This window comes from Paenibacillus sp. Negev47 (assembly GCF_058313655.1).
In genome coordinates this window covers 2662815-2689660 of the sequence record NZ_CM177754.1, presented here as the reverse complement: position 1 = coordinate 2689660, position 26846 = coordinate 2662815, and the positions used below count along the sequence as shown (strand labels likewise).

At 44.8% G+C, this 26846-nt stretch carries 20 protein-coding genes; 4 read left to right on the top strand and 16 right to left on the bottom strand.

The window, feature by feature from the left end; all coding sequences use genetic code 11:
• The first annotated feature begins 187 nt into the window (after positions 1–187).
• Complete coding sequence (locus AC4G47_RS12375; RefSeq protein WP_491106177.1) at positions 188–1957, top strand: alpha-glycosidase; 1770 nt, start codon at positions 188–190, stop codon at positions 1955–1957.
• A 139-nt stretch (positions 1958–2096) separates the two neighbouring features.
• Here the strand turns inward: AC4G47_RS12375 and glgA are convergent, their stop codons facing one another.
• Positions 2097–3539: a glycogen synthase GlgA gene (gene glgA / locus AC4G47_RS12370; protein WP_491106176.1), complete on the bottom strand. Its 1443-nt coding sequence runs from the start codon at positions 3537–3539 to the stop codon at positions 2097–2099.
• A complete protein-coding gene (glgB, locus tag AC4G47_RS12365) occupies positions 3536–5542 on the bottom strand; it encodes a 1,4-alpha-glucan branching protein GlgB (protein WP_491106175.1) in 2007 nt (668 codons plus the stop codon). The genes glgA and glgB overlap by 4 nt, the downstream gene beginning before the upstream one ends.
• A 193-nt stretch (positions 5543–5735) precedes the next feature.
• On the opposite strand from glgB, the gene AC4G47_RS12360 reads away from it, so the two are divergent.
• Entirely contained in the window at positions 5736–6962 is a 1227-nt protein-coding gene (locus tag AC4G47_RS12360) for a glucose-1-phosphate adenylyltransferase (protein WP_491106174.1), read from the top strand.
• 56 nt (positions 6963–7018) lie between these two features.
• On the opposite strand, the gene AC4G47_RS12355 is transcribed toward AC4G47_RS12360, so the two are convergent.
• The 5 genes from AC4G47_RS12355 to AC4G47_RS12335 all read right to left on the bottom strand — a co-directional run bounded on the left by AC4G47_RS12355 (position 7019) and on the right by AC4G47_RS12335 (position 12547).
• Entirely contained in the window at positions 7019–8518 is a 1500-nt protein-coding gene (locus AC4G47_RS12355) for a sensor histidine kinase (protein ID WP_491106173.1), read from the bottom strand.
• A complete protein-coding gene (locus tag AC4G47_RS12350; protein ID WP_017688086.1) occupies positions 8515–9213 on the bottom strand; it encodes a response regulator transcription factor in 699 nt (232 codons plus the stop codon). The genes AC4G47_RS12355 and AC4G47_RS12350 overlap by 4 nt, the downstream gene beginning before the upstream one ends.
• A complete protein-coding gene (locus AC4G47_RS12345) occupies positions 9206–10525 on the bottom strand; it encodes a hypothetical protein (protein ID WP_458122870.1) in 1320 nt (439 codons plus the stop codon). Before AC4G47_RS12345 ends, AC4G47_RS12350 begins: the two co-directional genes overlap by 8 nt.
• Positions 10526–10547: 22 nt before the next feature.
• A complete protein-coding gene (locus AC4G47_RS12340) occupies positions 10548–11273 on the bottom strand; it encodes a phosphonate ABC transporter ATP-binding protein (protein WP_491106172.1) in 726 nt (241 codons plus the stop codon).
• Between the two features lie 83 nt (positions 11274–11356).
• On the bottom strand, positions 11357–12547 hold the full coding sequence (locus tag AC4G47_RS12335) for an MFS transporter (RefSeq protein WP_458122871.1): 1191 nt from the start codon (positions 12545–12547) through the stop codon (positions 11357–11359).
• A 208-nt stretch (positions 12548–12755) separates the two neighbouring features.
• Here AC4G47_RS12335 and AC4G47_RS12330 point away from each other — a divergent pair, with 208 nt between their 5' ends.
• Both AC4G47_RS12330 and AC4G47_RS12325 read left to right on the top strand, forming a co-directional pair.
• Positions 12756–13676 (top strand): ArsR/SmtB family transcription factor, encoded by a 921-nt coding sequence (locus AC4G47_RS12330; protein WP_491106171.1) that lies wholly within the window; start codon positions 12756–12758, stop codon positions 13674–13676.
• A 49-nt stretch (positions 13677–13725) separates the two neighbouring features.
• Positions 13726–14490: an HAD family hydrolase gene (locus AC4G47_RS12325; RefSeq protein WP_458122873.1), complete on the top strand. Its 765-nt coding sequence runs from the start codon at positions 13726–13728 to the stop codon at positions 14488–14490.
• A gap of 30 nt (positions 14491–14520) precedes the next feature.
• Here AC4G47_RS12325 and AC4G47_RS12320 read toward each other — a convergent pair whose 3' ends face one another.
• The 9 genes from AC4G47_RS12320 to pdhA all read right to left on the bottom strand — a co-directional run bounded on the left by AC4G47_RS12320 (position 14521) and on the right by pdhA (position 26609).
• Entirely contained in the window at positions 14521–16863 is a 2343-nt protein-coding gene (locus AC4G47_RS12320; protein WP_458122874.1) for a type IA DNA topoisomerase, read from the bottom strand.
• 125 nt (positions 16864–16988) lie between these two features.
• Positions 16989–17480: a ferric iron uptake transcriptional regulator gene (gene fur / locus AC4G47_RS12315; RefSeq protein WP_036613667.1), complete on the bottom strand. Its 492-nt coding sequence runs from the start codon at positions 17478–17480 to the stop codon at positions 16989–16991.
• A 275-nt stretch (positions 17481–17755) separates the two neighbouring features.
• Positions 17756–19243 (bottom strand): glutamate synthase subunit beta, encoded by a 1488-nt coding sequence (locus AC4G47_RS12310; protein ID WP_491106170.1) that lies wholly within the window; start codon positions 19241–19243, stop codon positions 17756–17758.
• A gap of 615 nt (positions 19244–19858) precedes the next feature.
• Complete coding sequence (locus AC4G47_RS12305) at positions 19859–20347, bottom strand: dihydrofolate reductase (RefSeq protein ID WP_491106169.1); 489 nt, start codon at positions 20345–20347, stop codon at positions 19859–19861.
• Positions 20348–20397: 50 nt separating this feature from the next.
• Complete coding sequence (gene thyA, locus AC4G47_RS12300) at positions 20398–21192, bottom strand: thymidylate synthase (RefSeq protein ID WP_145322061.1); 795 nt, start codon at positions 21190–21192, stop codon at positions 20398–20400.
• A 352-nt stretch (positions 21193–21544) separates the two neighbouring features.
• Complete coding sequence (gene lpdA / locus AC4G47_RS12295; protein ID WP_124115257.1) at positions 21545–22960, bottom strand: dihydrolipoyl dehydrogenase; 1416 nt, start codon at positions 22958–22960, stop codon at positions 21545–21547.
• A gap of 3 nt (positions 22961–22963) precedes the next feature.
• Positions 22964–24286, bottom strand: a complete 1323-nt coding sequence (locus AC4G47_RS12290; RefSeq protein ID WP_458122879.1) for a dihydrolipoamide acetyltransferase family protein — start codon at positions 24284–24286, stop codon at positions 22964–22966.
• Positions 24287–24462: 176 nt separating this feature from the next.
• The gene (locus AC4G47_RS12285) at positions 24463–25440 is read right to left on the bottom strand and encodes an alpha-ketoacid dehydrogenase subunit beta (protein WP_458122880.1); all 978 of its coding nucleotides are present in this window, start codon (positions 25438–25440) and stop codon (positions 24463–24465) included.
• 101 nt (positions 25441–25541) lie between these two features.
• Positions 25542–26609, bottom strand: coding sequence for a pyruvate dehydrogenase (acetyl-transferring) E1 component subunit alpha (gene pdhA, locus AC4G47_RS12280; RefSeq protein WP_017688072.1), 1068 nt, complete (start codon positions 26607–26609; stop codon positions 25542–25544).
• Between the last annotated feature and the right edge of the window lie 237 nt (positions 26610–26846).

Here is a 26846-nt window from a genome sequence, read left to right as displayed (position 1 = left end):
CAAGCTTGTTCCGGGTACCCCTTTTCGTAACAATCTGTAAGTATATCCAGTTAGAAGCTGGATATGCTGTGAAAGAAAGCCTTGAAAACATTGAAAATAATACATTTTATTACAGTAAATATGGTTCATTTGCTGGCTAACTTGGTTATATATTGGTATAACTTATCCATATTCAGGAGGTGCTGTCATGCTGCTCGAAGCTATGTATCATGTCCCTCGTGACAAGTGGGCTTATGCCTACAACTCGTCTACCATACATCTGCGCGTACGAACCAAGCGCAATGATGTGCAATACGTGACTGCACTGACCGGAGATAAGTACAATTGGAACGGGACCTACAAGGAAATTCAACTGGAGAAGGCTGCTTCCGATCGCATGTTTGATTATTGGGAGGCTGCCGTCAAGCCACAATTCAAACGTCTCACCTATATATTTCGGATAACTGCCGGTTCAGAGGATGTGTTTCTTGCGGATAACGGAATTCATTATGAGCCCCCCTATCCCACCGGAGGATACTATGAGTTCTCTTACATACACGAAATTGACGTGTTTAAGGTGCCCGAGTGGGCCAAAGAAGCTGTCTTTTATCAGATCATGACTGAACGGTTTGCTAATGGAGATCCCACGCTAAATCCACAAGAAACCCATGACTGGGGTGGCAAACCTGAGTTGGACAATTATTTTGGTGGAGATCTGCAGGGTGTACTGGATCATCTGTATGACTTGACTGAACTTGGCGTAAACGCCATTTACTTTACCCCGTTATTCCAAGCCAATTCCTACCATAAATATGACACCATTGACTATAAAAAAGTCGATCCCCATTTCGGTGATAACGCCATGCTACGAAAAGTGACAGAAGAATGCCATCGCCTGGGTATACGTGTCATGCTTGACGCGGTGTTTAACCATTGCAGCGAAGACTTCCCTCCTTTTCAAGACGTACTCCAACATGGAAAAAACTCAAAATATGCGGATTGGTTCCACATCAATGAATATCCGTTGCAGATTAAGGACGGTATACCTACCTACGATACGTTTGGGTTCTATGGCAACATGCCCAAATTCAATACAGCCAACCCAGAGGTTAAGGCCTATCTACTCGATGTAGCTGAGTACTGGATCAAGGAGATCAAGCTGGATGGCTGGAGATTGGATGTAGCGAATGAAGTGGACAACCATTTCTGGCGTGATTTCCGCAAGGTTGTTAAGGCTGCGAATCCTGAAGCTTATATAGTTGGTGAAGTATGGAGCGATTCCTTGACCTGGCTTATGGGAGATCAATTCGATTCCGTCATGAATTATCCTTTTGCCGACAAAGTGCTTCAGTTCTTCTGCGGTTCAATGGATGGTTATAATTTTGCCAATGAGATGGGTTCATTGATTATGCGCTATCCGCAACAAACCAACGAAGTAATCTTCAATATGCTCTGCAGCCACGATACCCCTCGCCTGCTCACCCGGTTAGGAGAAGACAAACGCCGACTAAAGTTGTCGGTTGTATTTCTCTTCACCTATATCGGCACACCTTGTATCTTCTATGGAGATGAGGTTGGAATTAGTGGTGGTGCTGACCCGGATTGCCGAAAATGCATGGAATGGGACCCTGCTAAACAAGACAGAGAACTCTACGATTTCTATCGTCTGATGATCGATTTACGCAAAAGCAATGAAGCCCTGCGCAAAGGACGCTTCCGTTTCCTCAAAGCTGATCATAACGATCCCTGTATCGTGTACGAACGTGTAGATGACAACCTCCACTTTACTGTATGGATGAATAATACATCTCAAGATCGTACGCTCTCTCACCCCATGGAAACAAAAGACTGGAAGGATGCTTTAACTGAAGAGTCAGTGTATCCAACCGATGGCATGATGAATGTTAAGCTCGATCCTTACGGGTACCGCATTTTGTACAGGCAGCTTGATCCGGCGAACATTCATTTTAAAGTCTAAGTGAAAGCATGCTCATAACAAAAGAAAACACTTCTACCGCCTCAGATGAATGCAGTACGATTATTCTGAAGTTTCGAAGTGTTTTTTTATTGCGTAAAAAAGCCACAGCATCATATGCTGTGGCTCATTGACAACTGCATCAATTTACAGGTTCGAGTGTGATTCGACGATAAATATCCATATATTCCTCAGCAGAGACATTCCAGCTGTATTCTCCGCTCATTGCATTTTTCACAATCTTCTTCCAGTGTTCTGGCTGTTTGTAGATCTCCTCCGCACGTCGAATGGTATTCATCATGTCATGCGCGTTAAAGCTTGTGAATGAGAAGCCATTCCCCTCTCCGGTAAACTCGTTATATGCCTGCACAGTATCGTTCAGACCACCTGTTTCTCTTACGAGAGGCACACTGCCGTACCGCAGGGCCAGCAACTGACTAATGCCACATGGCTCGAACCTGGATGGCATCAGGAAGATATCACTGCCTGCATAGAACCGACGGGATAACCCGTCGTTGAACTTGATCTGAGCAGACATTTTGAGTGGATAACGATTTGCCGCTTCACGGAACCAGTGTTCATAGGCCTGCTCACCAGTTCCAAGTACGGCGAATTGTATGTCATCATAATACAACAATTCATCCAGGATGCGGCAGACCAGATCAAGTCCTTTGGAATCAACTAGCCTTGTGACCATTACCATAAGAGGTGCATCTGGTCGAACAGGCAATCCAAGTTCCTTTTGCAACTCGATTTTGTTTTCCGTTTTCTTGGACAGACTCGTTCTGTATTTCACGGGGATCTTGGTGTCTGTAGCCGGGTTGTAGCTCTTGGTATCAATGCCATTTACAATCCCGCTAAATCGATCTCCAAGTGAACTGAGCAGTCCATCAAGGCCATATCCATAATAAGATGTTTTCACTTCCTGTGCGTAAGTTGGACTAACGGTTGTCACATGGTCAGCGTACACAATTCCAGCTTTGAGGAAATTGACATTACCGTAATACTCGGCTCCATCCACGGTGAAATATCGATCGTCCAGCTCCAGGATTTCACTGAATAACTGATGCGGGAATACCCCTTGATACAACAAGTTATGTATGGTGAATACCGTTCGCATATCACTGTAGAATGAATCGTGTCTGTAGTGTGCTTCGAGCAGCAAAGGAATCATCCCTGCATGCCAGTCATGACTGTGCAGCACGTCCGGCTTGAACTCAATCTGTGGCAGCACTTCGAGAACCGCACGGTTGAAGAAGGCGAACCGCTCACCATCATCCATATATCCGTACACCCCATCACGCCCAAAATAATACTCATTATCCACAAAATATACTGGTATTCCATCATAAATCAGCATTTCTATTCCACAATAGGGTCTACGCCAGCCCAGAGGCACATCCGTTGTAACGACGGGCTGTAACGCGTCTTTATACTCATCGGGAATCCCCTTGTATTTAGGCATAATCACCCGCACGTCTGCCCCGCTCTTCTTCAATGCAAGCGGGAGAGCACCGATTACGTCAGCAAGGCCTCCTGTTTTGATAAATGGATGTACTTCAGCAGCAGCAAATAGAATATTCATGCCTTTGTCCTCCTCTTCGGTTTGAGCGTATTACTTTCATTCTTATTCTTCGTTTTTGAACTGACGGAAGTTATACTCGCAGGCGATTCATCCGTTTTCCGACGCGTGTTCTTTTTTAGAATCACGATGCTCAGCGGAGGCAAAACCAATTCGAGACTATGCGGATGCCCATGAAAAGGAATCTTTTCGGTAGGTAGCTGCATATCATTAGTAATGCCTGAACCGCCGTAAACGGAATGGTCACTGTTCAGAACTTCGGTATACATACCGGGACGCATGACACCAATTCGGTAACGCTCCCGCTTGACCGGCTGAAAGTTAATGAGCACAAGGAGTGTATCCGCAGGTTTTTTTCCTTTGCGTACATATGAAATGACACTCTGGTCCTGATCATCCGGAGTGATCCATTCATAACCGTCCAAGGAATGATCAAGCTCCCACAAAGCTTTTTCGCTCAAGTACAGGTTCGACAGTTCACGCTCAAACTTATGCAAATTGCGGTGACTGTCATAGTCCAGCAAGAACCAATCCAGTTGATCCTCATCTTTCCATTCGATGAACTGGCCAAAGTCTCCACCCATAAACAACAGTTTTTTCCCTGGGAAAGTCATAAAATAGCCCAGAAAAGCACGCATGCCGGCAAATTTCTGTTCATAGGTTCCTGGCATCTTGTCGAGGAGTGACTTTTTGCCATGAACAACCTCGTCATGAGACAGAGGTAGCACATAATTTTCAGAAAAGGAGTATACGACCGGGAAAGTCAGCAAATGATGTTTGGAAGGACGCTCATGAAAATCAGATTCCATGTAATCAAGCGTATCGTTCATCCAGCCCATGTTCCATTTGTAATTGAAACCCAGACCGCCTTCATCTACAGGTAACGTTACCATTGGCCATGCACTGGATTCTTCAGCCATCATCAATGCATAAGGGAAATACTTGAACACCGTCTCATTCAGTTGCTGTAAAAAGGCTACAGCTTCCTTGTTCTCAAGACCTCCTTCATCATTGGTTCGGTATTGTCCTGGCTGTTTCTCAAAATCAAGCCGAAGCATACTCGTAACTGCATCAACACGGAGTCCGTCAAAATGATACATCTCCATCCAATACAATGCGTTGGATATCAGAAATGAACGAATCTCAGGTTTCGAGTAGTCAAAGCTAAGTGTACCCCAGCCTGGCTTCTCTGCTAACATCGGGTCTGCATACTCATACAAAGGCGTACCATCAAACATACGCAACCCATGAGCGTCTTTGGCAAAATGCGCTGGCACCCAATCCAGCAGAACACCAATGCCAGCCTGATGTAGTGTATCCACTAAATACATCAAGTCTTTAGGCTGTCCGTAACGGCTTGTTGGTGCATAAAATCCAGTGTTTTGGTATCCCCACGAAAGGTCATAGGGATGCTCACTTAGAGGCATCATCTCAACATGGGTATATTTCATTTCTAATAAGTAAGGAACGAGCAAGTCAGCCATCTCGCGGTAACTATAAAGGCTGCCATCTTCTTTGCGCTTCCAGGTCCCCATATGCATTTCATAAATATGTAGAGGTTTGTTATACAGCCCACGCTGTTTGCGTCTCCAGGCTCCATCATTCCATTTGTAACCTTCGATTGAACTGGTGACAGAGGCTGTCTGAGGTCGAACCTCCGCATGAAACGCATAAGGGTCCGCTTTGAGCAATTCTGTTCCATCTTCCGTTAATATACGGAACTTGTATAAAGTTCCTTCACTAATTTCCGGAAAAAAACGACTCCAAAATCCTGATTCGGGTATCTTATATAAAGGTTCTTTTTCGCCTTTCCATCCATTACGGTCCAGAGCCAATCCTACTTCTGCGGCATTTGGTGCCCACACGGTAAAGCGATACCCCTGACGGCCATCGCAGATCTCAGGCTGTGCGCCCAAAATTCGATAACTGTGATGAAGGTTGCCTTCATGAAATAAATAAATATGCTCCGGCGATATGTCCGGGTGTGCCAACGGTTGAATGGCCAAGAGATCACCTTCTTCTCAAGAAAATAGATATAACAGTAACCATTACCCCATTCTAGCCAAGTTGAAAAGAAAAATGCGGTGCGTTAGAAAATGTTGTCTTTTTTCTGAATTTTTACAGTAACAATCGTTTCATCTGCTCTACTTTGCGTTAATGATGTACTACAATGCACAATATTTTGGGAGGGAAACGATTATGTTTAATAAAGATTGCATCGCTATGCTGTTGGCGGGAGGAGAAGGGAAGCGATTAGCCCCTTTAACCTCAAGTGTCGCAAAACCCGCTGTACCCTTTGGCGGGCATTACCGGATCATCGATTTTCCTCTCAGTAACTGCGTAAACTCAGGGATCGATACTGTAGGAGTATTAACGCAGTACCAAGCGGAATCTTTGCATGATCACATTGGTCAAGGAGAACCATGGGGACATGGTAACTCAAGTCAGCCAGGAATTTCCTTACTTCCATCTTATCATACAGGAAATGACGAATACTTGGGAACGGCGGATGCTATTTATAAAAATATTGACTATATTGATCAGCAAAACCCCGAAAATGTTCTAATTTTGTCGGGTGATCATATTTATCATATGAATTATCGCGAAATGTTGGAGGCTCATCAGGCCAACAATGCCGCAGCAACCATTTCGGTGATGGAAGTTTCATGGGATGAAGCACATCGCTTCGGAATTATGGCTGCTGATGCTAATTTGCGTGTAACCGAGTTTGCCGAGAAACCGACTGAACCAAAAAGCAATCTGGCTTCAATGGGTATCTACATGTTCAAATGGGAGTATTTGAAGCGCCATCTCTTGGAAGATGCAGCAAACCCTGAATCCAGCCATGACTTCGGTAAAGACGTTATTCCTCAAATGTTAAACGAGAACAATCCCCTCTACGTCTATAACTTTAATGGTTATTGGAAAGACGTAGGTACGGTTAAGAGCCTTTGGGATGCACATATGGATCTGTTGCACAACGATGAAGACTGGAGTCTTCAAAAAGAAAACTGGCCTATGTTTACCCGCGACTGGCGGTCAAAGCCAAATGCTTACAAAGCTAGACATACGAAGAGTGAACATGTGTCTTCCATGATTCACGACTCTTGTGCCATTGAAGGTCGCGCCGAACGTTCTGTGATCTTCTGCGGTGCTGAAGTAGGTAAGGGTTCAGAGGTAAAAGACAGTGTTGTTATGCCGAACGCACGCGTAGGTCGTGGTGTTCACATCGAACGCGCCATCATTGGTGAAGGTGCGATAATTAAAGACGGTGCAATCGTTAAAGGTACGGCAGATGAAATTGTTGTTGTTGGTCCTAACGAGATTGTCTCTGCCAAGCCGGCTGTCCGTTCACAACCTGTTCGTATGTTGAAAGAAGTATATGAGAAAAGTGGGCGCTTGCGCGCTGGTGAACTTTCTTCATAATAATGTGCAAAAAAAGGCGAACCTTAGTGGCTCGCCTTTTTGGGTCTTATACAACCTTAAGACTTTTCTGGATCCAATTTTACATCGGTTGCTGCTCTCTCTTCATTTACTTCAGTATCACCAGGTTGCGTTACAGATTCCTCTGTACCCATCTCCTCAGCCACAGCCGGTAACGTGACCGTAACTGTTGTACCAGAGCCGAGTTCACTCTGCATTGTAATGGTTCCCTCATGAAGTTCTACCAGTTCCTGCGTAATCGCAAGCCCCAGTCCAGTTCCCCCATTTTGATGATTCACCTGGAAGAAGCGGTCCCGTACTTTGATTAGATGTTCCTCACTTATTCCGATACCGGTGTCCTGAACAGCTGCAATGATCTGACCATTCTCCTCTTTGACGGACAAGAAGATCCATGAATTCTCATGGGAAAATTTGATTGCATTATCCACAACGTTCAAGAAGACTTGTTTCAGTCTGTTCCCGTCTCCATGGACATTATATGCACGAGTCTCATCCGTTTCCAACTTGAGATGAACCTGTTTTTGTTCCGCTTTGGCCCAGACATTCAACATCGTTTCCTGCACAATTTCACGTATGTTGACGGTTCCTTTGACCAGCTTCATCTGATTCTGCTGTAATTTGGAGAAATCCAGCATCTCCTCAACAAGTCCAATCAGTCGTTCCGTTTCCTTGGAGATAATGCCCATTCCGATGCGGGTTTCTTCCGGATCATAACCGCCTGAATCCAGTGTCTCACTCCAACCCTTGATACTGGTGAGAGGTGTTCTTAATTCATGTGAGATCGAAGAGATAAAATCATCCTTGATCTGATTACTACGCACGATTTCATGTGCCATGAAGTTAAGCGTCGATGCCAATTCGCCCAGTTCGTGCTTATAGTTTCCTTTAACCCTGACATCCAGCCGTCCTCTGGCCATCTGAGCAGATACTGCAGTGATGTTGTTGATTGGACGCACGATGGAATTCGCCATACCGATACTGATAATCAGAACAATCGCAAGCACGGCAACACCGACCGCAGCGGCAAGTAGTCCCATATTTAACAGCTTTGAATTCACATCTTCAAGTGATGTCAGATATCGAATAACATAAGTATTTTCGCCGCCCAGATCAAACTTGTGTGAAACGGCCATGACGGATTCTCCAGTACCTGGTTGTCTTCCAATCCAGCGTCCCATATCCCCGTTCAAAGCCTGCATAATATCACTGGTTTGCAGCACAGCACGGTCAGATTCAAAAGCAGTCGAACTCGCCAATACGCGCCCGTTCAGATCCAAAATTTCAAGTTCAGTATTGGACAATGCCAAGTTCACAATGAGTCTCGACAGATTATTGCCATCCTCCGTGGTATTTTCACGGGCAATCGGCTCGAAAAAGTCCTTTGAATTAGAAATGTGGGTACTAATCGTATTGTAGATACTTTCATAATAATACCTTTGTACTGCCAACATAAATACGAATTCGACCAACAGCAGAGCGAGAAAAACTACAAAGAAATAATGTAGTACGATCTGCCGAGTAATGCCTTTTTTAATCATTGCTCCCGGCCCTTCCATTTGTACCCGTGACCCCATACAGTTTGCAGGTATTCGGGCTCGGAAGGATTGTTCTCAATTTTCTGACGCAGACGACGAATGTTTACATCCACAATTTTTGGATCACCCATGTACTCTTTTCCCCATACGTGATCTAACAAGACATCGCGGCTGAGCGGTGTATTTTCTTTTTCCAGGAAAAACTGAATCAGGGAAAATTCCGTTGGAGTTAATTCTATAGCTTCATTCTGTTTTTTGAATTGCTTCGAGATCAGATCCAGTGAAAATGGTCCCGACTGGAACGTAACCTTTGCCGCGGTTTCCCGGTGCACGTTCACTCGACGCAATAAAGACTGAATACGAGCAATCAGCTCTGTAGGGCTGAAAGGCTTGCTTACGTGATCATCTGCACCAACGGAAAGTGCATACACTTTATCCTGTTCCTGAACTTTCGCGGTCAAGAAGATGATACCCAAGCGTTCATTGGTCTCACGGATCCGTCTACACACCTCGAATCCATCAATACCAGGTACCATGACATCCAGCAGTGCCAGATCAATATCCGGTACCGTTTGCAGTATGCGTAGCGCTTCATGGCCATCACCCGCTTCAAGCACTTCGAATCCGTTTCTCTTTAAATTGATCACTATAAAACTGCGGATGGATTCTTCATCCTCAAGAATAAGTACTTTACTCATTAAGTTCTCCCTTTCTATTCAGCTGAGAAGTATTTCCTAGGGCATCTTTACCCGCCTCTGATTGTGCTACCCTTGAAGCAATAACCCGATCTTTGGTTCGTGTAATTTCCTTCCAGCTTTTACCCTTCTCCTGTTCCCACTGGGAAAGGGTGAAATATTTAATCTCTGCCACGGTTTCGTCAGTTTCAATCATTTTAAATCGAATATATTTTTCCTTTTCCGATTTGGTATCAATAGTGATCTTACCGTACCACTCTGGCTTAAGGTTAAGATGAAATAAATCAGCATCATCCCGGAATTGGAATGAGACAAATTTCTTACCGTCTTTTCCATCCCACTGATAATAGGTGTAAAACCACAACCGAGAGTCAAATACGTAATGCTCCCAACCTTTTGGAGTCTCTTTGAGTCCAAACTCAATAATACCATCATTATCAACATCACCGCTTAAAATTTTGTCATCTCTATACGTTTGATCCGGTGATTTGAAAGCATTCACTAACTTATTATCCTTAACATAGATAATTTGCGAGAAGGAGCTTCGATCATCAAGCTCTGCATCCAGTACAATGCCCATGTGCCCTTCGGCGATCTCTCCGCCCAGAGCATTATAAACTTCTTTAACGGTATAATCGGTCTGCACCCGATCAACTTCCTTGAAGCTGCCATCTTCGTACTGGTATAACGCAATCGTTGCAAAACCGCTGTTGTTCAGCGAAATGATAACAAAATCACTCTTACCGTCTCCGCTCAAATCCAGCGTGTTACCCTGCGCATCATCAATGATATATTGATTATACGGAACTCCACCCAAGACCTGCTCCAGTGCCCCGCCCTTGTAGGAATATGCGGTCAGGGCCTTCTGCTCCTGTAGACTTACACCAAGAATAATATCCGGATTTCCGTCATTTGTAATATCCAATACTTTAAAGGATTGCAGCTCATTTCCCGGCACATCAAATGTAAGCTTTTTAACCCATGTGCCTCCCTGCTCTTCCAAAATCATACCATGGATTCGCACATTCTCATTCGGCGTCTCATAAAACACAATCGCTTCCCGAGTTCCATCCCCATTCAGGTCTTCCACTCGGATCATACTGGTGTTATTCATATCCTTGGGACGAATCAACGTGCTCTCTGGCGGCAGTTTAACCTGAACCACGTTGTACAGTTTCTCCTTATCTGTGGACATCATTGGTTTTCTCATCAAACCCTTGGGGTCACTTATGACTGTGCATCCGCTTAGAACAGAACCAAGCATGATCGCCATTGTTCCTGCTGCTACAAAGCGTCCCCACCGTGAATTAAACAATCTCATCACTCTTTTCAATAGTTTAAATCTGGTTTTTTTCTTGCTGTGTCAGTCTCCGTCCACGAATATCAAAAGCAATCTTGCCGTCTGCCAATCCCCAGATTCGCGTGGCATGTTTCTCAGCAAGTTCAATAGGCAATACTGCAATGACTGTAGCACGTTCTTCTTCACATAATTTACGCAGGGTTTCCAGCACCGAATCTGCTGTGTGAGGATCGAGACCAATTACAGGTTCATCGGCCAGAACCACTTTGGCACCATGAGCAAGCGCTCTTGCAATGGCAACCCGCTGCTTCTCTCCACCACTCAGCTTCTCTGCTATTTGATGTGCCTTATCAAGTAATCCCAATCCTTCGAGATAGTCCATAGCACCCATATAATCATCGGAACGCACCATGCCCGTTACCATTCTCCATACGGGTGTCTGACCCGAACGTCCGATTAATACATTTTTAAGAGCCGTACGTCTAGGGAATAATTCTGGATTCTGCTCCAAGTATGCCCATTCCCGTTTAATTTTCCGTTTTCCGGACCAGCCTTCTTTCAAAATCTCGGTGCCATCCACCGTAAATCGGCCTGAATCCCATTTTTCCATCATAGCCAGACATTTGAGCAGCATGCTTTTTCCGCTACCGCTTGAGCCAACTACAGCTATCATCTCACCTTGCTGCATATCAAAACGAATATCCCGTAGAACAGGAACACGGTCCACGCCAACGGATTTACTCAAGTTCTCTACTCTGATCATCGCGATGTCTCCTCTTGTCCATGTTTTTCCCTACCACTAGTGTACTCGGAAATGGACATCAATTTCCATGCGAACACCAGCTTCTATTTTAACACAGATTCAAACTCAGGTTTACGACGAAATAATATACCTGCCGCGCCGAAAAGAAGGTACATGATTCCCAGCAAGGTAAACATGCTTCCGGGCGAAATCCAGTTAATCATCTGGCCGCCCAGATTCGGTCCGATAATGCTTCCAATCGTGAAATGAAAGGAAGCCACAACGTTCGCTGCAGGCAGCAACATTTTAGGCAAAATATCTGCTGCATAGGCAAGCCCCAATGAGAAAAAGGAGCCGACCAGACCACCAGCGATCGTTAATAATACAAGCGTCCACCAGAAATGCGTACCTGCGACTGGAACCAGCATGAAGATGATTCCCCCGCTGATGCCTGCAAACATCAATATCTTTTTACGCCCATATCGGTCACTCAACATCCCCAGAGGCAATTGAAGGAACAAACCTCCAATACCGATAAATGGAAGCAACGACGAAATCTGATCGGTGTCGAACCCAATACGCAGGCCATACACGGGGAAGTTACTATTCATACCGGCCTCCATATAACCGTATAAAAGGGCAGGTAACAGTGCGTACCAAGCCCATGCCAGACTACGACGGAAGCGCCGTTCAGGCAGCTGGCCATGCTCTGCTTTTTCCGGCTTCGTATTCGGAAGCTTCATTAATACCAGAATAAGTACTGCTGCCATACATACGAACAATACCCAGAAAGGGACAGCATCACCGAATCCGAGCAGCTTGATTCCCAGCGGACCAATGCTGAATCCCAGTCCGTAGGACATGCCATATAGCGATATGTAGCGTCCACGCTTTTCAGGTGCCGTAACAAGCAGCACCCAGAGCTGAGCCGCGTAATGCAGTGCGCTGTCTCCTATTCCAACGATCAAACGCAAAATGAACCATATTTTAATATCTGGTAAATACGGAAATAGTATTAAAGGGACCATGACCAATATCAGGCCACCCACAATCAGCTTTTTGAACCCGAGTGCTCCCAATAGTCGTTCCGCAACTAGAGTCATGGCAAAAGAGCCAATGTACAATGCAGCAGCGTTTAATCCGTTTAAACCTGGTGAAACCCCTTTTTGCTCCAAAAAAATCGAAAGCACAGGCAGCAAAAGCCCCTGACTAATTCCAGCTACCACAATAACTGTAATCAAAATCAGATAGTTCGCTGTCGAGTGGGATAGTTTGGGGCGAGTAATCGATGACACGAATTCATTCCTCCTGCGAGCACACAAAGAAAAATCGTCATCGCTGACGACTTTCGTATGGTATACATATGGTTTTGAACTGCTATTGATGGATCGGGGCTTTGCCCCGGACTTGAACATTATAGTGGACAACGCCGTGCAAAACAAGCCATAATAGTACTTAAGTCGCTGCGTACACTTAGATGTGACGGGAGGATTCTGCAACAATATGGCTTATCATGTTAAAATTGATGTTTCACCGATATATGAAATGCTCAATAGCTTTCTGGTTTATGTTACGAAAAAATGGATTCAGCATCTGGATATTGGTCCTGAATGGATTCTGGAAGTGGAAGGCAAACTAAGTTCCAATGTACGAGCTGCGCTCGCACCTGCTGCCACTTGGCCTTTTGATGATTTTGATGTCCTGTTTGCATGGGCAGCGTATCAAAATGTTACGAAGGAGAATCGTGAGTTTCTGGACATGCTTGCCGGAATGACAGCGGAAGACCTGTATGCACGTGTATCTTCTCTTCTGCCCGCTCTTACTATAGAAGAATCTACGCGTATTCGGAACAGCTATGTCCCATTATTGCGACTATGGGATCAACACTACTGTCAGAATATGAGTGAAGATAAGCGCGTATGGCTGGAAGAAGATGCTGAAGAAAAACGCGTTTTGCTTGATAAAATGGGATCTGAACTGCTCATTGAATATGCCACTGCAGGAGTTCTTGTTGAACCCATGCCTGGACTGAATGAAGTTATCCTGTTTCCAACGGTGCATAACCGCCCTATTAATATGTACTGCTTCTATGAGGGTATGATGATCATGCAGTATCCCGTAGATGTACCTGAAGAGAACGAAGACCAGCCACCAACATGCCTTTTACGTTTCACCCATGCATTGGCTGATCCTGAAAGACTTCGCCTGCTTCGTTACGTATCGGATGAACCCAAATCCCTCGCTGAGATGTGTGAAGAATTGGGTAAAGACGAAGACACTGTCAAAGATCAGGTTATGGCGCTACGCATCGCAGGTCTGCTGCGAACCCATCTGCTGGGAAGTAATCGTAAAGAGAAATACAGTATTCGTCCGGATGGCGTATCTGAATTGAATATGTTCCTGGAATCCTATATTCGCATATAATTTAGTTGAACCATTGTGGGGTTACTGGCAACAAGGAGTGAGTTAGATCATGAAAATAATGAAACAACATATTTTGTTTGACCTTGATGATACACTCGTATATTGCAACAAGTATTTCAACCTGGTTTTGGGAGAATTCTTTGAGAATATGCAGGAGTGGTTTGACGGACATTCTCTGACGACGCAAGAGATCCGCGAAAAACAGCTGGAGATTGATGTAACCGGCGTGAACAAGCTCGGCTTCGCTAGTCATCACTTCCCGCAATCTCTGATTGATACCTATCGTTACTTTTCCGGGAAGTTCGCCAGGTCAACTTCTCCCGGAGAAGAAACTTATCTGAGCAAGTTGGGCATGAGTGTATACGATCAGGAGGTTGAACCATACCCTCATATGGTTGAAACGCTTGAGAACCTCAAAGTAGCTGGACATTCTCTCTACTTATATACAGGTGGCGAAACCGTGATTCAACAGCGCAAGATTGATCAGATGAAGCTCTCGGCTTATTTTGATGATCGAATCTATATCCGACAACACAAAAACATCGAGGCCCTGGAAGGCATTCTGTCTAACGGTCCATTTGATCGTCGAACAACATGGATGATTGGCAACTCTCTTCGGACAGATATTATGCCCGCAGTAAAAGCCGGAATTCACAGCATATACATCAAACAGCCGAACGAATGGCAATACAACATCGTAGAACTTCAGCCTAATCCGGAAACATCGATGTACACCATCACTGCACTGGAAGAGGTACCGAAGGTCATACACGAAAATATACAACAGCAGCAACAGAAAAGGACCCTTGGTTAAGGGTCCTTTTGCTTTATGTTAACATGTTAACTAAGATCCCGCATCCTGCTTCTCACCAGATAACTTGCCTGTTACCACGTCCTGCAAAATAATACGTGCTTTCACCGTACTTCCGTCTTTTCGTTTGAAAGACAGTACTTGCGTACTCCCCTTCTCAATCAGCGATTTTAACATCGTACTGGTGATTTTTTTGCCCGCATACTCTTTCCAGACTACAAACGAGCAGCCTTCCTTGAAACGTGAACATCCATAACCCTTCTTGCCTTCTATGATCTGGCCTGTACAGCCGGGCGAAGGACAGGGTGCCAGTAACTCTCTCACTCCTGATTGGTTCGCAGTTGAAGATGGCGCCTTGGTAGTCGTACTTGTCCTACTGCTAGATCTTGACGAAGACGAAGACTGACGTGACGTTTTTACAGCTGAACCGCCACTAGTTGTTTTGGCAGATGTCCTCGTATTGCCGGCCTGGCTTTTGGCTCCTTTGCCTTTCCCCCTGCCTGCACGCGAATCTTCTCCAAAAGCATCTGCTGGCGCTGGAGCTTGCACACGTACTTTCTCAATGATGGACAAGGTAAATTTCTTGACATTCTCCATGAACTTGTCCTGACCCGCCTCACCTTTGGAAATCTGATATAATCTTCTTTCCCATTGGCCTGTCATCTCAGGTGAAGTTAACAGATCCACGCCTGCTCGGCGAATCAATTCAATCGCTGTTCTGCCTTTGAGGGTTAACTGCATTTTCTTCCCCTGCAGCGTAATATAACCTACGTTTTTGAGGCGTTCGATCGTAGCCGCTCGTGTAGCCGGGGTCCCCAGACCACTGTCCTTCATCGCATCTCGCAGCTCTTCATTCTCGATCTGCTTGCCTGCACTTTCCATGGCTTTCAGAAGCGTTCCCTCCGTATAACTCTTGGGGGGCTGGGTCGCCTTTTCCTTAAACTCACTCTTCGTACATTGAACAGGTAAGTCAGGCTGTACGGCAAAAGCCTTGTCCGTCCACTCTTCGGCTTCCTCTTCTTCATTGCTGTTCTTCTTAGTCTTCTTCTTGCCTGCGCCACCCTGTTCCTGATCTCCAGAACCGAGGACCACTTTCCATCCGAGGGACAGCAGCTCTTTGACAGATGTCTTAAACTGATGCTTCTCCACTTCGGTGAGCACCGTATGTTGCTTATACTCCGCTGGAGGATAGAAGTGAGACAAGAAGCGTCTTACAATCAAATCATAAATGTTCTGTTCATCCTTGGATAACGTACCCGGTCGCTTCAATGTAGGCAAGATTGCATGGTGATCCTCAACTCTGCTCGGATTACATACCCCTTTATTGTTCTTATGAACAAGTTCCGGCTTGGCCCCTTGTGCAAGCTCACTATACGTTCCATTCTTGAGCAGATTCAGCGTTTTGTGCATACCTTCAATATTCTGTTCTGTAACATAGTTGGAGTTCGTCCGTGGATACGAAATTACCTTGTGTTTTTCATACAAGGCCTGCGCGATATCCAGTGTTTTTTTGGCACCATACCCGAACTTGGCATTGGCTTCACGCTGTAAAAGGGTAAGGTCATACAAACGGTACGGATACTCCTTCGTCTGCTTCGCTTCGTATTTGGCAATCCGCCCTGTCTTGCCTTTCACACTGGCTGCAATGGCTTCTGCTGCCTCGGCATCGGTCAGCTTATCACCTTGACGCAGCCCCCGGTACTCGACACCTTCCTGCCTAAACCAGGCGGCCACTTCATAAAAGGTCTGCGACTGGAATGCTTCAATCTCTATTTCCCGATCGTAGATCAGCGCCAGTACTGGCGTCTGCACACGGCCTACAGACAACAAAGCATTATGGCGAGTTGTAAACGCGCGTGAGGCATTCATGCCGATCAGCCAATCGGCTTCACTTCTGGCACGAGCTGCTTGGGTCAAATTTTCAAATTCAGAGGCATCCTTCAGACCATCAAAACCACGTCTGATACTCTCTGCCGTCAAATCGGATATCCATAGACGCTTTACAGGCTGACGCAGCTTCAACTGCTGTTGAATGAGGGCGAAGATATACTGCCCTTCTCTCCCTGCATCGCAAGCATTGACGATCGCTGAAGCCCGTTTCGCCAGTTCTCCAATCATTTTGAGCTGATCTTTCGTTCTCGGATTGGGTACAATCTTGAACTGATCAGGTATGATTGGCAGGTCCGCTATATTCCAGCGCTTGTACTTCGTATCATAGGCATCCGGTTCAGCCAGTCCAAGCAAATGCCCAATCGCCCAAGTGATGATGTAATGTTCACCCTCCAGATACGTGCGATTGTTCTTGGCCTTTGGTTCTATGACGGCGGCAATGGTTCGACCCATGTCGGGTTTTTCCGCTATAACCAGTGTCTTCATCCGTCCATCTCTCCTCCTTCACCGTCCGCGTGACGGCAAAAAGGGGCCTTCCGCCGACGGAAGCCCCTTGCTTCTGAAACCTATTATATCAGATTATGTATTCGGGAGCACGCCCCCAGAATGAATTAACCTGCTGCCTGTTCTTTCAGTACATGCTTTTGTCTGCACTCTTTGCATACACCTTGGAAATCCAGACGATGATCTGTGACAGCAAAGCCATACTGACGCTCGATTTGTTGTTCCAAACGTAGCAGGCCATCTTCCATGATCTCTTCTACTTTCCCACATTCTGTACAGATCAAGTGATGGTGGTGATGAGACCCGTCCGTACTCCGTAGATCGAAGCGCGCAGCACCGTCTCCAAAGTTAATCTTTTCAACGACCTGAAGATCACTCAGCAGTTCGAGCGTTCGATATACGGTAGCCAAACCGATCTCAGGGAACTGCTCTTTAACCAGGAGAAATACTTCCTCTGCGCTAAAATGATCCTTCTCATGTTCAAGTAATACACGTACGGTAACTTCCCGTTGTTGTGTTAACTTATATCCTTTTTCAACCAATTGATTTTTAATGTGAAATATCTGTTCTGAAATGGACTTGTCCCGGTTACTTGCCATAGCAGGTCGCACCTCCGGTTTATATTCATAAATTTTACTTTTAACGTACGAATTTCTTGGTTTCAGTGAATCCTTATTTATAATGATTATAATATAATAATAAATCTTTATCACTTAAAAAGCAATGCTATTGCTCACACTTACATGAAATATATAGTCCTATCTGTTCAAAAGACAACAAACAACCCCCGCTGAACGCGAGGGTTGTCATACATATCCTTATTTACAATAATACATGTTTAGTATTCATATTCATTCGTTCTTTTTTTAACTCGTTACACAAGAACCGAAGCACCCATCAAGTATTTGTCTACTTCACGAGCCGCTTCACGGCCTTCATTAATCGCCCATACAACCAAGCTTTGACCACGACGCATGTCACCTGCTGCAAATACTTTATCCACATTGGTATTGTATTTGCCGTAACGTGCCTTAACGTTCGTACGACGATCTGTTGCAAGTCCCAGTTGCTCTACCAGCGTTTGTTCAGGTCCATCAAAACCAATCGCAATCATGGCCATCTGAGCTGGGAATACACGCTCTGTACCTGGAATTGGCTGATAAATCTTGCGACCAGTTTCATCCACAATACGCTCGATCTGTACTGTATGCAATTCTTTGAGGTTCCCCTCATCATCTCCGACAAACTTGGTTGTCATGATCGAAAATTCACGCGGATCTTGACCAAACAAGGCTTTGGCTTCCTCTTGTGCATAATCAAGTGTGTACACGTTCGGGAATTGCGGCCAAGGGTTATTAATACGGTCACGCTCGATAGGCGCTTGTGTATGCGTACCGAATTGAGTAATAGTACGACAACCATGACGCAGCGATGTAGCTACACAGTCAGATCCTGTATCACCGCCACCAATCACGATAATATCTTTATCCTTAGCGGACAGATATTGACCATCTTCCAGATTGGAGTCCAGATAGCTCTTAATACTGCCATTCAGGAAATCCATGGCGTAATGAACGCCTTTCAAGTCGCTGCCTTCAATATTGAATTCACGCGGCTTGGTTGCACCACCGCATAGTACAACAGCATCATAATCATCTACCAATTTTTGTGCTGCAATATCTTTTCCAATCTCGGTGTTCGTAATGAATTGGATACCTTCTGCTTCAAGCAGATCAACACGACGTTGAACTACCTTCTTATCCAATTTCATCGTCGGGATACCGTACATCAGCAATCCACCGACACGGTCCGAACGCTCATATACTGTAACCGAGTGTCCTGCTTTATTCAACTGAGCCGCAGTAGCCAATCCCGCTGGACCTGAGCCTACCACAGCAACACGTTTACCCGTACGTTTTTCAGGAGGTTGGGGAACGACCCATCCTTCTTCGAAACCTTTTTCAATAATAGCTTCTTCAATGGTTTTAATGGTTACAGGTTCACCGATTAAGCCAACTGTACATGATCCTTCGCAAGGAGCAGGACAGATGCGACCTGTAAACTCTGGGAAATTATTCGTTTTGTGAAGGCGCTCAAGAGCTTCTCTCCACAGTCCGCGATATACAAGATTATTCCATTCCGGAATCAGGTTATGCACGGGGCAACCTGACGTGCCGCCAATCATATCTATACCTGTATGGCAATACGGGGTACCACAATCCATGCATCGTGCACCTTGTGTTCTGAGCTCTTCTTCTGCCATATGTTTATGAAACTCTTCCCAATCCTTAATCCGCTCCGCTGGCTCTCGATCCGCTGGCAGTTGACGTTTGTATTCCATAAATCCAGTAGGTGTAGACATCTTACGTTTTCCCCCATCCGTTCTTGTCTTAATCCCTTCATGTGCATGGTTCTATATGAAATGGATTACTCATTACCTGAGTTTTTGTCTATTGTATCACAAAATCTTCTCGAAGATATTTCAATTATAGTAGCATTTACTGTGCTGAATATTAAATGGATTATCCGCATAATTATTTGTATTTTATACATCATATCGTTCAAGTCTACCTATGGTCAATACCCTTATTTTGGTCTCAAATGTGCTTTTTCATTGCGAAATTTGGCATGAGTTAAAGGAATAAAAGGTCGAAACGTAATATAAATGTCAGATAATTTGTCATCATTCCCAACATTTTTTGCTACAAACCACTCTAAATTCCGAATATTAGACCCGTTTTAGGACTTCACAACGTTAAAACCCCAAATCTTTTACACTTTTTTACTATTCCAAGCTAGTTCGTCTGCATAATATATATACATGTCAATCCAACATGTCATATTAATGTAATATGTGCTACATTCCCAAATAAGTGACTCATTTTTTCATAAAGAAAAGACGCTGTTCACGAATAATTCGCAATCAGCGCCACTCCTATACCAGTAAAAACTCAGCCCATATTTTATTATGAAGGATTTACCGTTTACGTTCGTAAAATTCGAATGTATACGCGTGAACATTGTTTTCATCCTGTTCGCCTTCAATCTGTTCGATCAGTTCCCATTCGGACCAATCCACTTCAGGGAAAAACGTATCTCCCTCAAAATTCTCATGAATTTTGGTCACCACAAGACGATCAGCCAGTGGTAAGAACTCACGATACACTTGGGAACCTCCTATTACGCACAGTTCCTCATCTTTGGTTACGCTCAGTCCTTCTTCAATCGTATGCACAATTTCAGCTTGTTCAACCTTATAGTTCAGATCTCTTGTCACTACGATATTACGGCGTTGAGGAAGCGGCTTACCGCCAAAAGATTCCCACGTGTTACGTCCCATGATAATCGTTTTGTTTAACGTACGTTGTTTGAAAAAGGCCATATCTTTGGGTAAACGCCATGGAATCGAATTATTCAATCCGATCACACCGTTCTCCCCCATTGCCCATACCAATTCAATACTCAAGGGTAATACACTCCTTTAATCCAAATCTCTTATCGAGATTGAACACGTAATTAGACTGCAATTGGAGCTTTAATGCCCGGATGATGCTGGTAGTTCTCAAACTCGAAGTCCTCGAACTTATAATCGAAAATAGAATCTGGCTTACGCTTGATTATCAGCTTAGGTAAAGCATAAGGTTCACGCTCCAGCTGCGTTTTAACCTGGTCCACATGGTTAGAGTAGATGTGAACATCCCCTCCAGACCAGATGAAATCGCCCACCTCCAGATCACATTGCTGAGCAATCATATGAGTCAAGAGCGCATAACTCGCGATGTTAAACGGCAACCCGAGGAACGTATCCACGGAACGCATCGTAAGCATACATGATAATTTACCCTCTGCAACGTAAAACTGAAACGCGAAATGACAAGGCGGGAGCTTCATATTATTGATTTCTGCCACATTCCATGCGCTGACAAGATGACGACGAGAATCCGGATTATTTTTAATCGAATCAATTACTGCAGAGATCTGATCAATTTTTTCTCCGTTTGGTGCTTCCCATGTACGCCACTGCGAGCCGTATACCGGTCCGAGATCCCCATTTTCGTCCGCCCAGTCATCCCAGATCTTCACACCGTTTTCTTTCAAATAAGATATATTGGTATCGCCACTCAAAAACCACAACAGTTCATGAATAACCGATTTGAGATGAATTCGTTTGGTTGTTACCAGCGGAAATCCTTCCGAGAGGTCATAACGGAGCTGTCTGCCGAACACGGATTGTGTTCCGGTTCCGGTACGGTCTCCCTTATGCACGCCGTTGTTCAGAATATCCTGTAATAAATCGAGATAGTTTTTCATGTTGATATCCCCTCGCACTCTTTTTTCATACTAAACTAAAGAATATTTACACTTGCCACTCCGATGACAGAACAACCTTCCGATCGCTGTTGTCCTAAATACTAAATACATAGACCGTGATTGGCTTGGAGCCACATCATGACTGATCATTACTACAGTGTACCACAATTGAGTAGTTGGATAAAATCAATTCACTGAAAGTTTTGAGCGTGTAACTTTTCATCATATCATATACACTAGTATATTGAATTTCTCGGCTTTTGCTCAGAAAAAAAAGACGAATAACGCGTTAGCGTCATTCGTCTCTTCTGATTTACGTATAATGCCGGACGAATCCGAAGCTTAGTTGATCTTAACGGGAGATGATGTGGATCGGGTGACCCATAACCAATTCCGCAGCTTCCATCACGATTTCGCCCAAAGTTGGGTGAGCGTGAATAGTGAGAGCCAGATCTTCCAAAGTAGCGCCCATCTCAATTGCCAAACCAAGCTCAGCAATCAGGTTGGAAGCTTCCAGACCTACGATTTGGCAACCCAATACGAGGCCGCTTTCTTCGTCAGCTACGATTTTCACGAAGCCTTCAGCATGGTTCAAAGATACAGCACGGCCGTTACCCGCATAAGGGAATTTACCTGCTTTAACTTTGTGTCCTTTTTCTTTAGCTTCTTTTTCAGTGTAACCTACGCTGGAACACTCTGGATCTGTGAACACAACAGCCGGCATACATTTGTAGTCAACTACAGATGGTTGTCCTGCGATTGCTTCAGCAGCCACTTTACCTTCATAAGAAGCTTTGTGCGCCAGAGCCAAGCCAGATACGATGTCACCGATAGCGAAGATGTGAGGAATGCTGGTACGACCTTGGTGGTCAACTTTGACAAATCCACGCTCGTCAACGTCAACACCAATCATGTCGAGACCAAGTTCTCCATCTGTGTTTGGACGACGTCCAACAGTTACCAGCAAGTAATCTGCAGTAACTTCTTTGGATTCACCATTTACGGAATATTTAACAGTTACGTCTTTGTCCGTTTGCTCAGCACTTTCTGCTTTTGCACCCGTAACGATTTCGATACCTGTTTTCTTCATGTTTTTAGCCACGAGGCTAGTCATGTCTTTATCGAAACCTGGCAGTACTGTATCCAGACCTTCGATGATTGTTACTTTCGCACCGAATTTGGAGTACATTTGACCAAGCTCAGCACCGATATATCCGCCACCGATAACGATCATGCTTTTTGGTACTTCAGGCAAGTTCAAAGCTTCTGTCGAAGACAGAATGCGTCCGCCAAACGGGAAAGGTTTCAGTTCGATTGGACGGGAACCTGTTGCAATAATTGCATTTTTAAATTTGTAACGCGGAGACTCGTGATCATTGAATACACGAGCTTCGTTTTCGTTAATGAACATGCACTCACCGTTGAAAACTTCAACTTTGTTGCCTTTGAGCAAACCAGCTACGCCGCCAGTCATTTTCTTAACAACGCCGTTTTTGAATTCTTGAGTTTTGCTGAAGTCCACTTTTACGTTCTCAGCAGAGATACCAAAAGCTTCACCGTGAAGTGCAGACTCATATTGGTGTGCAGCAGAGATCAGGGCTTTGGATGGAATACATCCACGGTTCAAACAAACGCCGCCCAGTTCGGATTTGTCTACGATCAATACGCTTTGGCCCAGTTGAGCAGCGCGGATGGCAGCTACATAGCCGCCAGGACCCGCACCAATTACTAATGTGTCGATATTGAGAGAAGCGTCGCCTACTACCATATCTTACACCTCCATAACAAGCAGCTCAGGGTTAGCGAGCAGCTGTTTAATGTAATTCATAAAGTTTTGTGCTGTTGCGCCATCGATGATACGGTGGTCAAAGCTCAGGGAAAGTGCCATTACAGGTGCTGCAACGACTTCGCCATTTTTGATCACTGCTTTTTCGCTGATGCGTCCTGTTCCGAGAATAGCAACTTCAGGGAAGTTGATGATTGGTGTGAAGAACATACCGCCAGCAGAACCGATATTACTGATGGAGATTGTGCTTCCTCTCATTTCGTTCGCGCTCAATTTGCCATCGCGGCCACGAGCTGCCAGATCACGGATAGAATCAGCGATCATCCAGATCGATTTACGATCAGCATCTTTGATAACAGGAACGATCAAGCCGTTGTCTGTATCTGTAGCGATACCGATGTTGTAGTATTTTTTGTAAACAATTTCGTTAGCTTCTTCATCAATCATAGCGTTCAGAGCCGGGAATTGGCGGGAAGCCGCAACCAGTGCTTTAACGATGAATGGCAGATAAGTAACTTTTGTTCCTTTTTTCTCTGCAATTGGTTTCATGCGAGTACGGAAAGCAACCAACTCAGTTACGTCCACTTCGTCCATGATTGTAACGTGAGGTGCTGTGTAAGCCGATTTAACCATTGCATTAGAGATCGCTTTACGGATACCTTTGAATGGTACGCGCTCTTCTTCAACGTGTTGATTAGCTGCAACTGCTGCTGGTGCTGCGGATTTCTTCTCTTCTTGAGCCGGAGCTTCGGAAGATGCGGCTGCGGAAGAACCGCCACCGTTTTTGAAGGATTCAACATCTTCTTTGGTTACTTTACCGTTGTTGCCAGTGCCGTTAACCTGAGCGATGTCTACGCCTTGTTCGCGAGCAAATTTGCGCACGCTTGGTGTTGCCAGAACGTCTTTGGCAGGTACTGCCGGAACGCTGTTATTGCCGCCCTCTTTAGCTGCATCCGAGCTGGAAGCTGCTGCAGAAGAACCGCTTGTGTCGGCTCCGCCTTGAGCTGCATCTTTCTCTTGCTCGCCTTGATCGCCAGCAGGAGCGTCGTCTTGCTCAGGAAGTTCGCCTTCTGCATCGATGATGGCTACAACTTCGCCAACGTGGCAGATTTGACCGTCTTTAGCGAATACTTCTGTAACTGTTCCGTTAACCGGACAAGGTACTTCAACCACCGCTTTGTCGTTCTGTACTTCCATGATGATGTCGTCGTCAGTTACTTTGTCACCGACTTTGATGTGCATCTTGATGATTTCGCCTTCGTGTAGGCCTTCGCCCAATTCAGGGAATTTATATTCAAATTTAGCCAACTGAAAAACCTCCTTGATTATGTGCTCAATCCTGAAAACAACCCTTAACTCCAAGAAACAACTGTTACTGCTAATGCAAATAACTGTTACTCAAGGGGCTAATGGCTGTTTACAGTGCAGCTTGCGCTGCGGTGTGAATCACCATACTGCGCCTTGCGGCATGTCAGATGATTAAATTAGAAATTTACGACTTTATTAACCGCAGCAACGATACGTGCCGGGTTAGGCAGCCAAGAATCTTCGATTTGTGCAAAAGGATATACAGTATCCGGACCAGCTACACGCAGAACCGGTGCTTCCAAGTGCAGGATTGCTTTTTCATTGATTTGTGCAATGACTTCAGCAGCAACACCTGCGCTCTTTTGAGCTTCCTGTACAACAATCGCACGGTTTGTTTTCTTAATAGAAGCAACGATGGTATCGATGTCGATCGGACTAACCGTACGAAGGTCGATAACTTCAACTTTGATTCCTTGTTTTTCGAGTTCATCTGCTGCTTTCACAGAAGTGTGAACCATCATACCGTAAGTAATGATTGTTACATCGGAACCTTCACGAACAACGTTCGCTTTACCCAACTCAACAACGTAATCTTCTTCAGGCACTTCTGCACGGAAAGCATGGTACAGGTTCAAGTGCTCCATGAAGAATACAGGGTCATTATCGCGAATAGAAGCGATCATCAGACCTTTTGCATCGTAAGGGTTGGAAGGTATAACTACTTTGATACCTGGTGTTTGCGTAAGCAGACCTTCCAGGGAATCTGTATGCAATTCTGCCGCTTTTACGCCGCCACCGAATGGTGTACGGAATACGATTGGAGAATTGTATTTTCCACCGGAGCGGAAACGCATACGAGCAGCTTGCACTACCATTTGGTCAAGGGCTTCGAAGATAAAACCAACGAATTGGATCTCAGCAACCGGACGGAAGCCTTGTACACCCAGACCTACAGCCAGACCACCAATAGCGGACTCAGCCAGTGGTGTATCAAATACACGCTCTTCGCCAAACTCTTTTTGCAGACCTTCCGTTACACGGAAAACGCCGCCTACATTACCTACGTCTTCACCGAAAAGCAGAACGTTAGGATCACGTTTCAACTCCACGCGAAGCGCATCACGGATTGCTTCTTTCATGTTCATTTGTGCCATTTGCTTCATTTCCTCCTTAAACATTGACAGTTCACATTTGAATTATTACATGTATACCGGGACATTCAAGTCGCGGATGTTTATGCTTTATCGGAAAAAACTTATTGGAAATCAGCTTTTTGCTCTTCCAAGTGCTTAGGCGTTTGTTCGAACATGCTGTCGATCAAGCCTGAAATCGTCATTTTCTCGGTTTTTTCCGCTTTTTTGATCTCTTCATTTACTTTAGCTTTTGCTTCTTCTTTCACACGTGCAGTATCTTCTTCAGTCCAAAGACCTTTTTTCTCCAGATATTTAGCAAAGCGTGCGATAGGATCTTTAGCAGACCATTCTGCCTCTTCTTCTTTTGTACGATACTTGGAAGCATCATCCGAAAGGGAGTGAGGACGGAAACGATAAGTTACTGCTTCGATCAATGTTGCGCCTTCTCCGTTACGTCCACGCTCAGCAGCTTCCTGAACAGCTTTGATAACAGCGAAGATGTCCATACCGTCAACTTTAACACCTTTGATACCTGCTGCTACCGCTTTGTGAGCGATGGAAAGAGCTGCAGTTTGTTTAGCAAAAGGAGTAGTGATGGCATAACCATTGTTTTGCACGAAGAAGATAACAGGCAGTTTGTATACGCCAGCGTAGTTCAGACCTTCATAGAAGTCACCTTCAGAAGAACCGCCATCACCTGTGTACGTGATAACAACTTGTTTTTGTTTCTTCAATTTGTAACCCATAGCGATACCCATTGCATGCAGAATTTGTGCACCAATGATGATTTGTGGCATCAATACATTAACGCCATCTGGAATTTGTCCACCATGTTGGTGTCCACGGGAATACAAGAATGCTTGATAAAGAGGAAGTCCATGCCATACGAGTTGCGGAATGTCACGATAGCCAGGACATACAAAGTCTTCTTTTTCAATTGCAAATTCACTACCAACCATTGTAGCTTCTTGACCAGATACTGGAGCATAGAAACCAAGACGACCTTGACGGCCCAGGTTTACTGCACGGTCATCCCAAGTACGGGTAAATACCATGCGATACATAATTTCTTTTAATTGATCATCGGAAAGTGTAGGCATCATGTCTTTGTTAACAATTTCGCCGTCAGGAGACAGCACGGACAGAGCTTCTACATCCTCTGTATACACTTCATAAGGAACCTTGCTCATTTTTTTCTTCACCTCAACAAAAAATTTGAATATCAAGTTCCGCTGTTATAATATTATTATACACCTGTTTCACTCCATACGTCAAAGAAATCCGTAATTTTTTTATGTTTCCTGCCGGATTGTATGTATAACAGGGGTTTAATATTGGTATAACAGCATAATACATGTTTGCGTGTTTGACCTAACCCCGCACAAGGGTAATCTTACCGTATTGCGCGGTCGAATGCAAAAAATCAA

What these genes read in the sequence shown, in the direction of transcription:
- AC4G47_RS12375 (WP_491106177.1), top strand. Translation starts at nt 188, where the DNA reads ATGCTGCTCGAAGCTATGTATCATGTCCCTCGTGACAAGTGGGCTTAT.
- glgA (WP_491106176.1), bottom strand. Translation starts at nt 3,539, where the DNA reads ATGAATATTCTATTTGCTGCTGCTGAAGTACATCCATTTATCAAAACA.
- AC4G47_RS12360 (WP_491106174.1), top strand. Translation starts at nt 5,736, where the DNA reads ATGTTTAATAAAGATTGCATCGCTATGCTGTTGGCGGGAGGAGAAGGG.
- AC4G47_RS12355 (WP_491106173.1), bottom strand. Translation starts at nt 8,518, where the DNA reads ATGATTAAAAAAGGCATTACTCGGCAGATCGTACTACATTATTTCTTT.
- AC4G47_RS12350 (WP_017688086.1), bottom strand. Translation starts at nt 9,213, where the DNA reads ATGAGTAAAGTACTTATTCTTGAGGATGAAGAATCCATCCGCAGTTTT.
- AC4G47_RS12340 (WP_491106172.1), bottom strand. Translation starts at nt 11,273, where the DNA reads ATGATCAGAGTAGAGAACTTGAGTAAATCCGTTGGCGTGGACCGTGTT.
- AC4G47_RS12330 (WP_491106171.1), top strand. Translation starts at nt 12,756, where the DNA reads ATGGCTTATCATGTTAAAATTGATGTTTCACCGATATATGAAATGCTC.
- AC4G47_RS12325 (WP_458122873.1), top strand. Translation starts at nt 13,726, where the DNA reads ATGAAAATAATGAAACAACATATTTTGTTTGACCTTGATGATACACTC.
- AC4G47_RS12320 (WP_458122874.1), bottom strand. Translation starts at nt 16,863, where the DNA reads ATGAAGACACTGGTTATAGCGGAAAAACCCGACATGGGTCGAACCATT.
- fur (WP_036613667.1), bottom strand. Translation starts at nt 17,480, where the DNA reads ATGGCAAGTAACCGGGACAAGTCCATTTCAGAACAGATATTTCACATT.
- AC4G47_RS12310 (WP_491106170.1), bottom strand. Translation starts at nt 19,243, where the DNA reads ATGTCTACACCTACTGGATTTATGGAATACAAACGTCAACTGCCAGCG.
- thyA (WP_145322061.1), bottom strand. Translation starts at nt 21,192, where the DNA reads ATGAAAAACTATCTCGATTTATTACAGGATATTCTGAACAACGGCGTG.
- lpdA (WP_124115257.1), bottom strand. Translation starts at nt 22,960, where the DNA reads ATGGTAGTAGGCGACGCTTCTCTCAATATCGACACATTAGTAATTGGT.
- AC4G47_RS12285 (WP_458122880.1), bottom strand. Translation starts at nt 25,440, where the DNA reads ATGGCACAAATGAACATGAAAGAAGCAATCCGTGATGCGCTTCGCGTG.
- pdhA (WP_017688072.1), bottom strand. Translation starts at nt 26,609, where the DNA reads ATGAGCAAGGTTCCTTATGAAGTGTATACAGAGGATGTAGAAGCTCTG.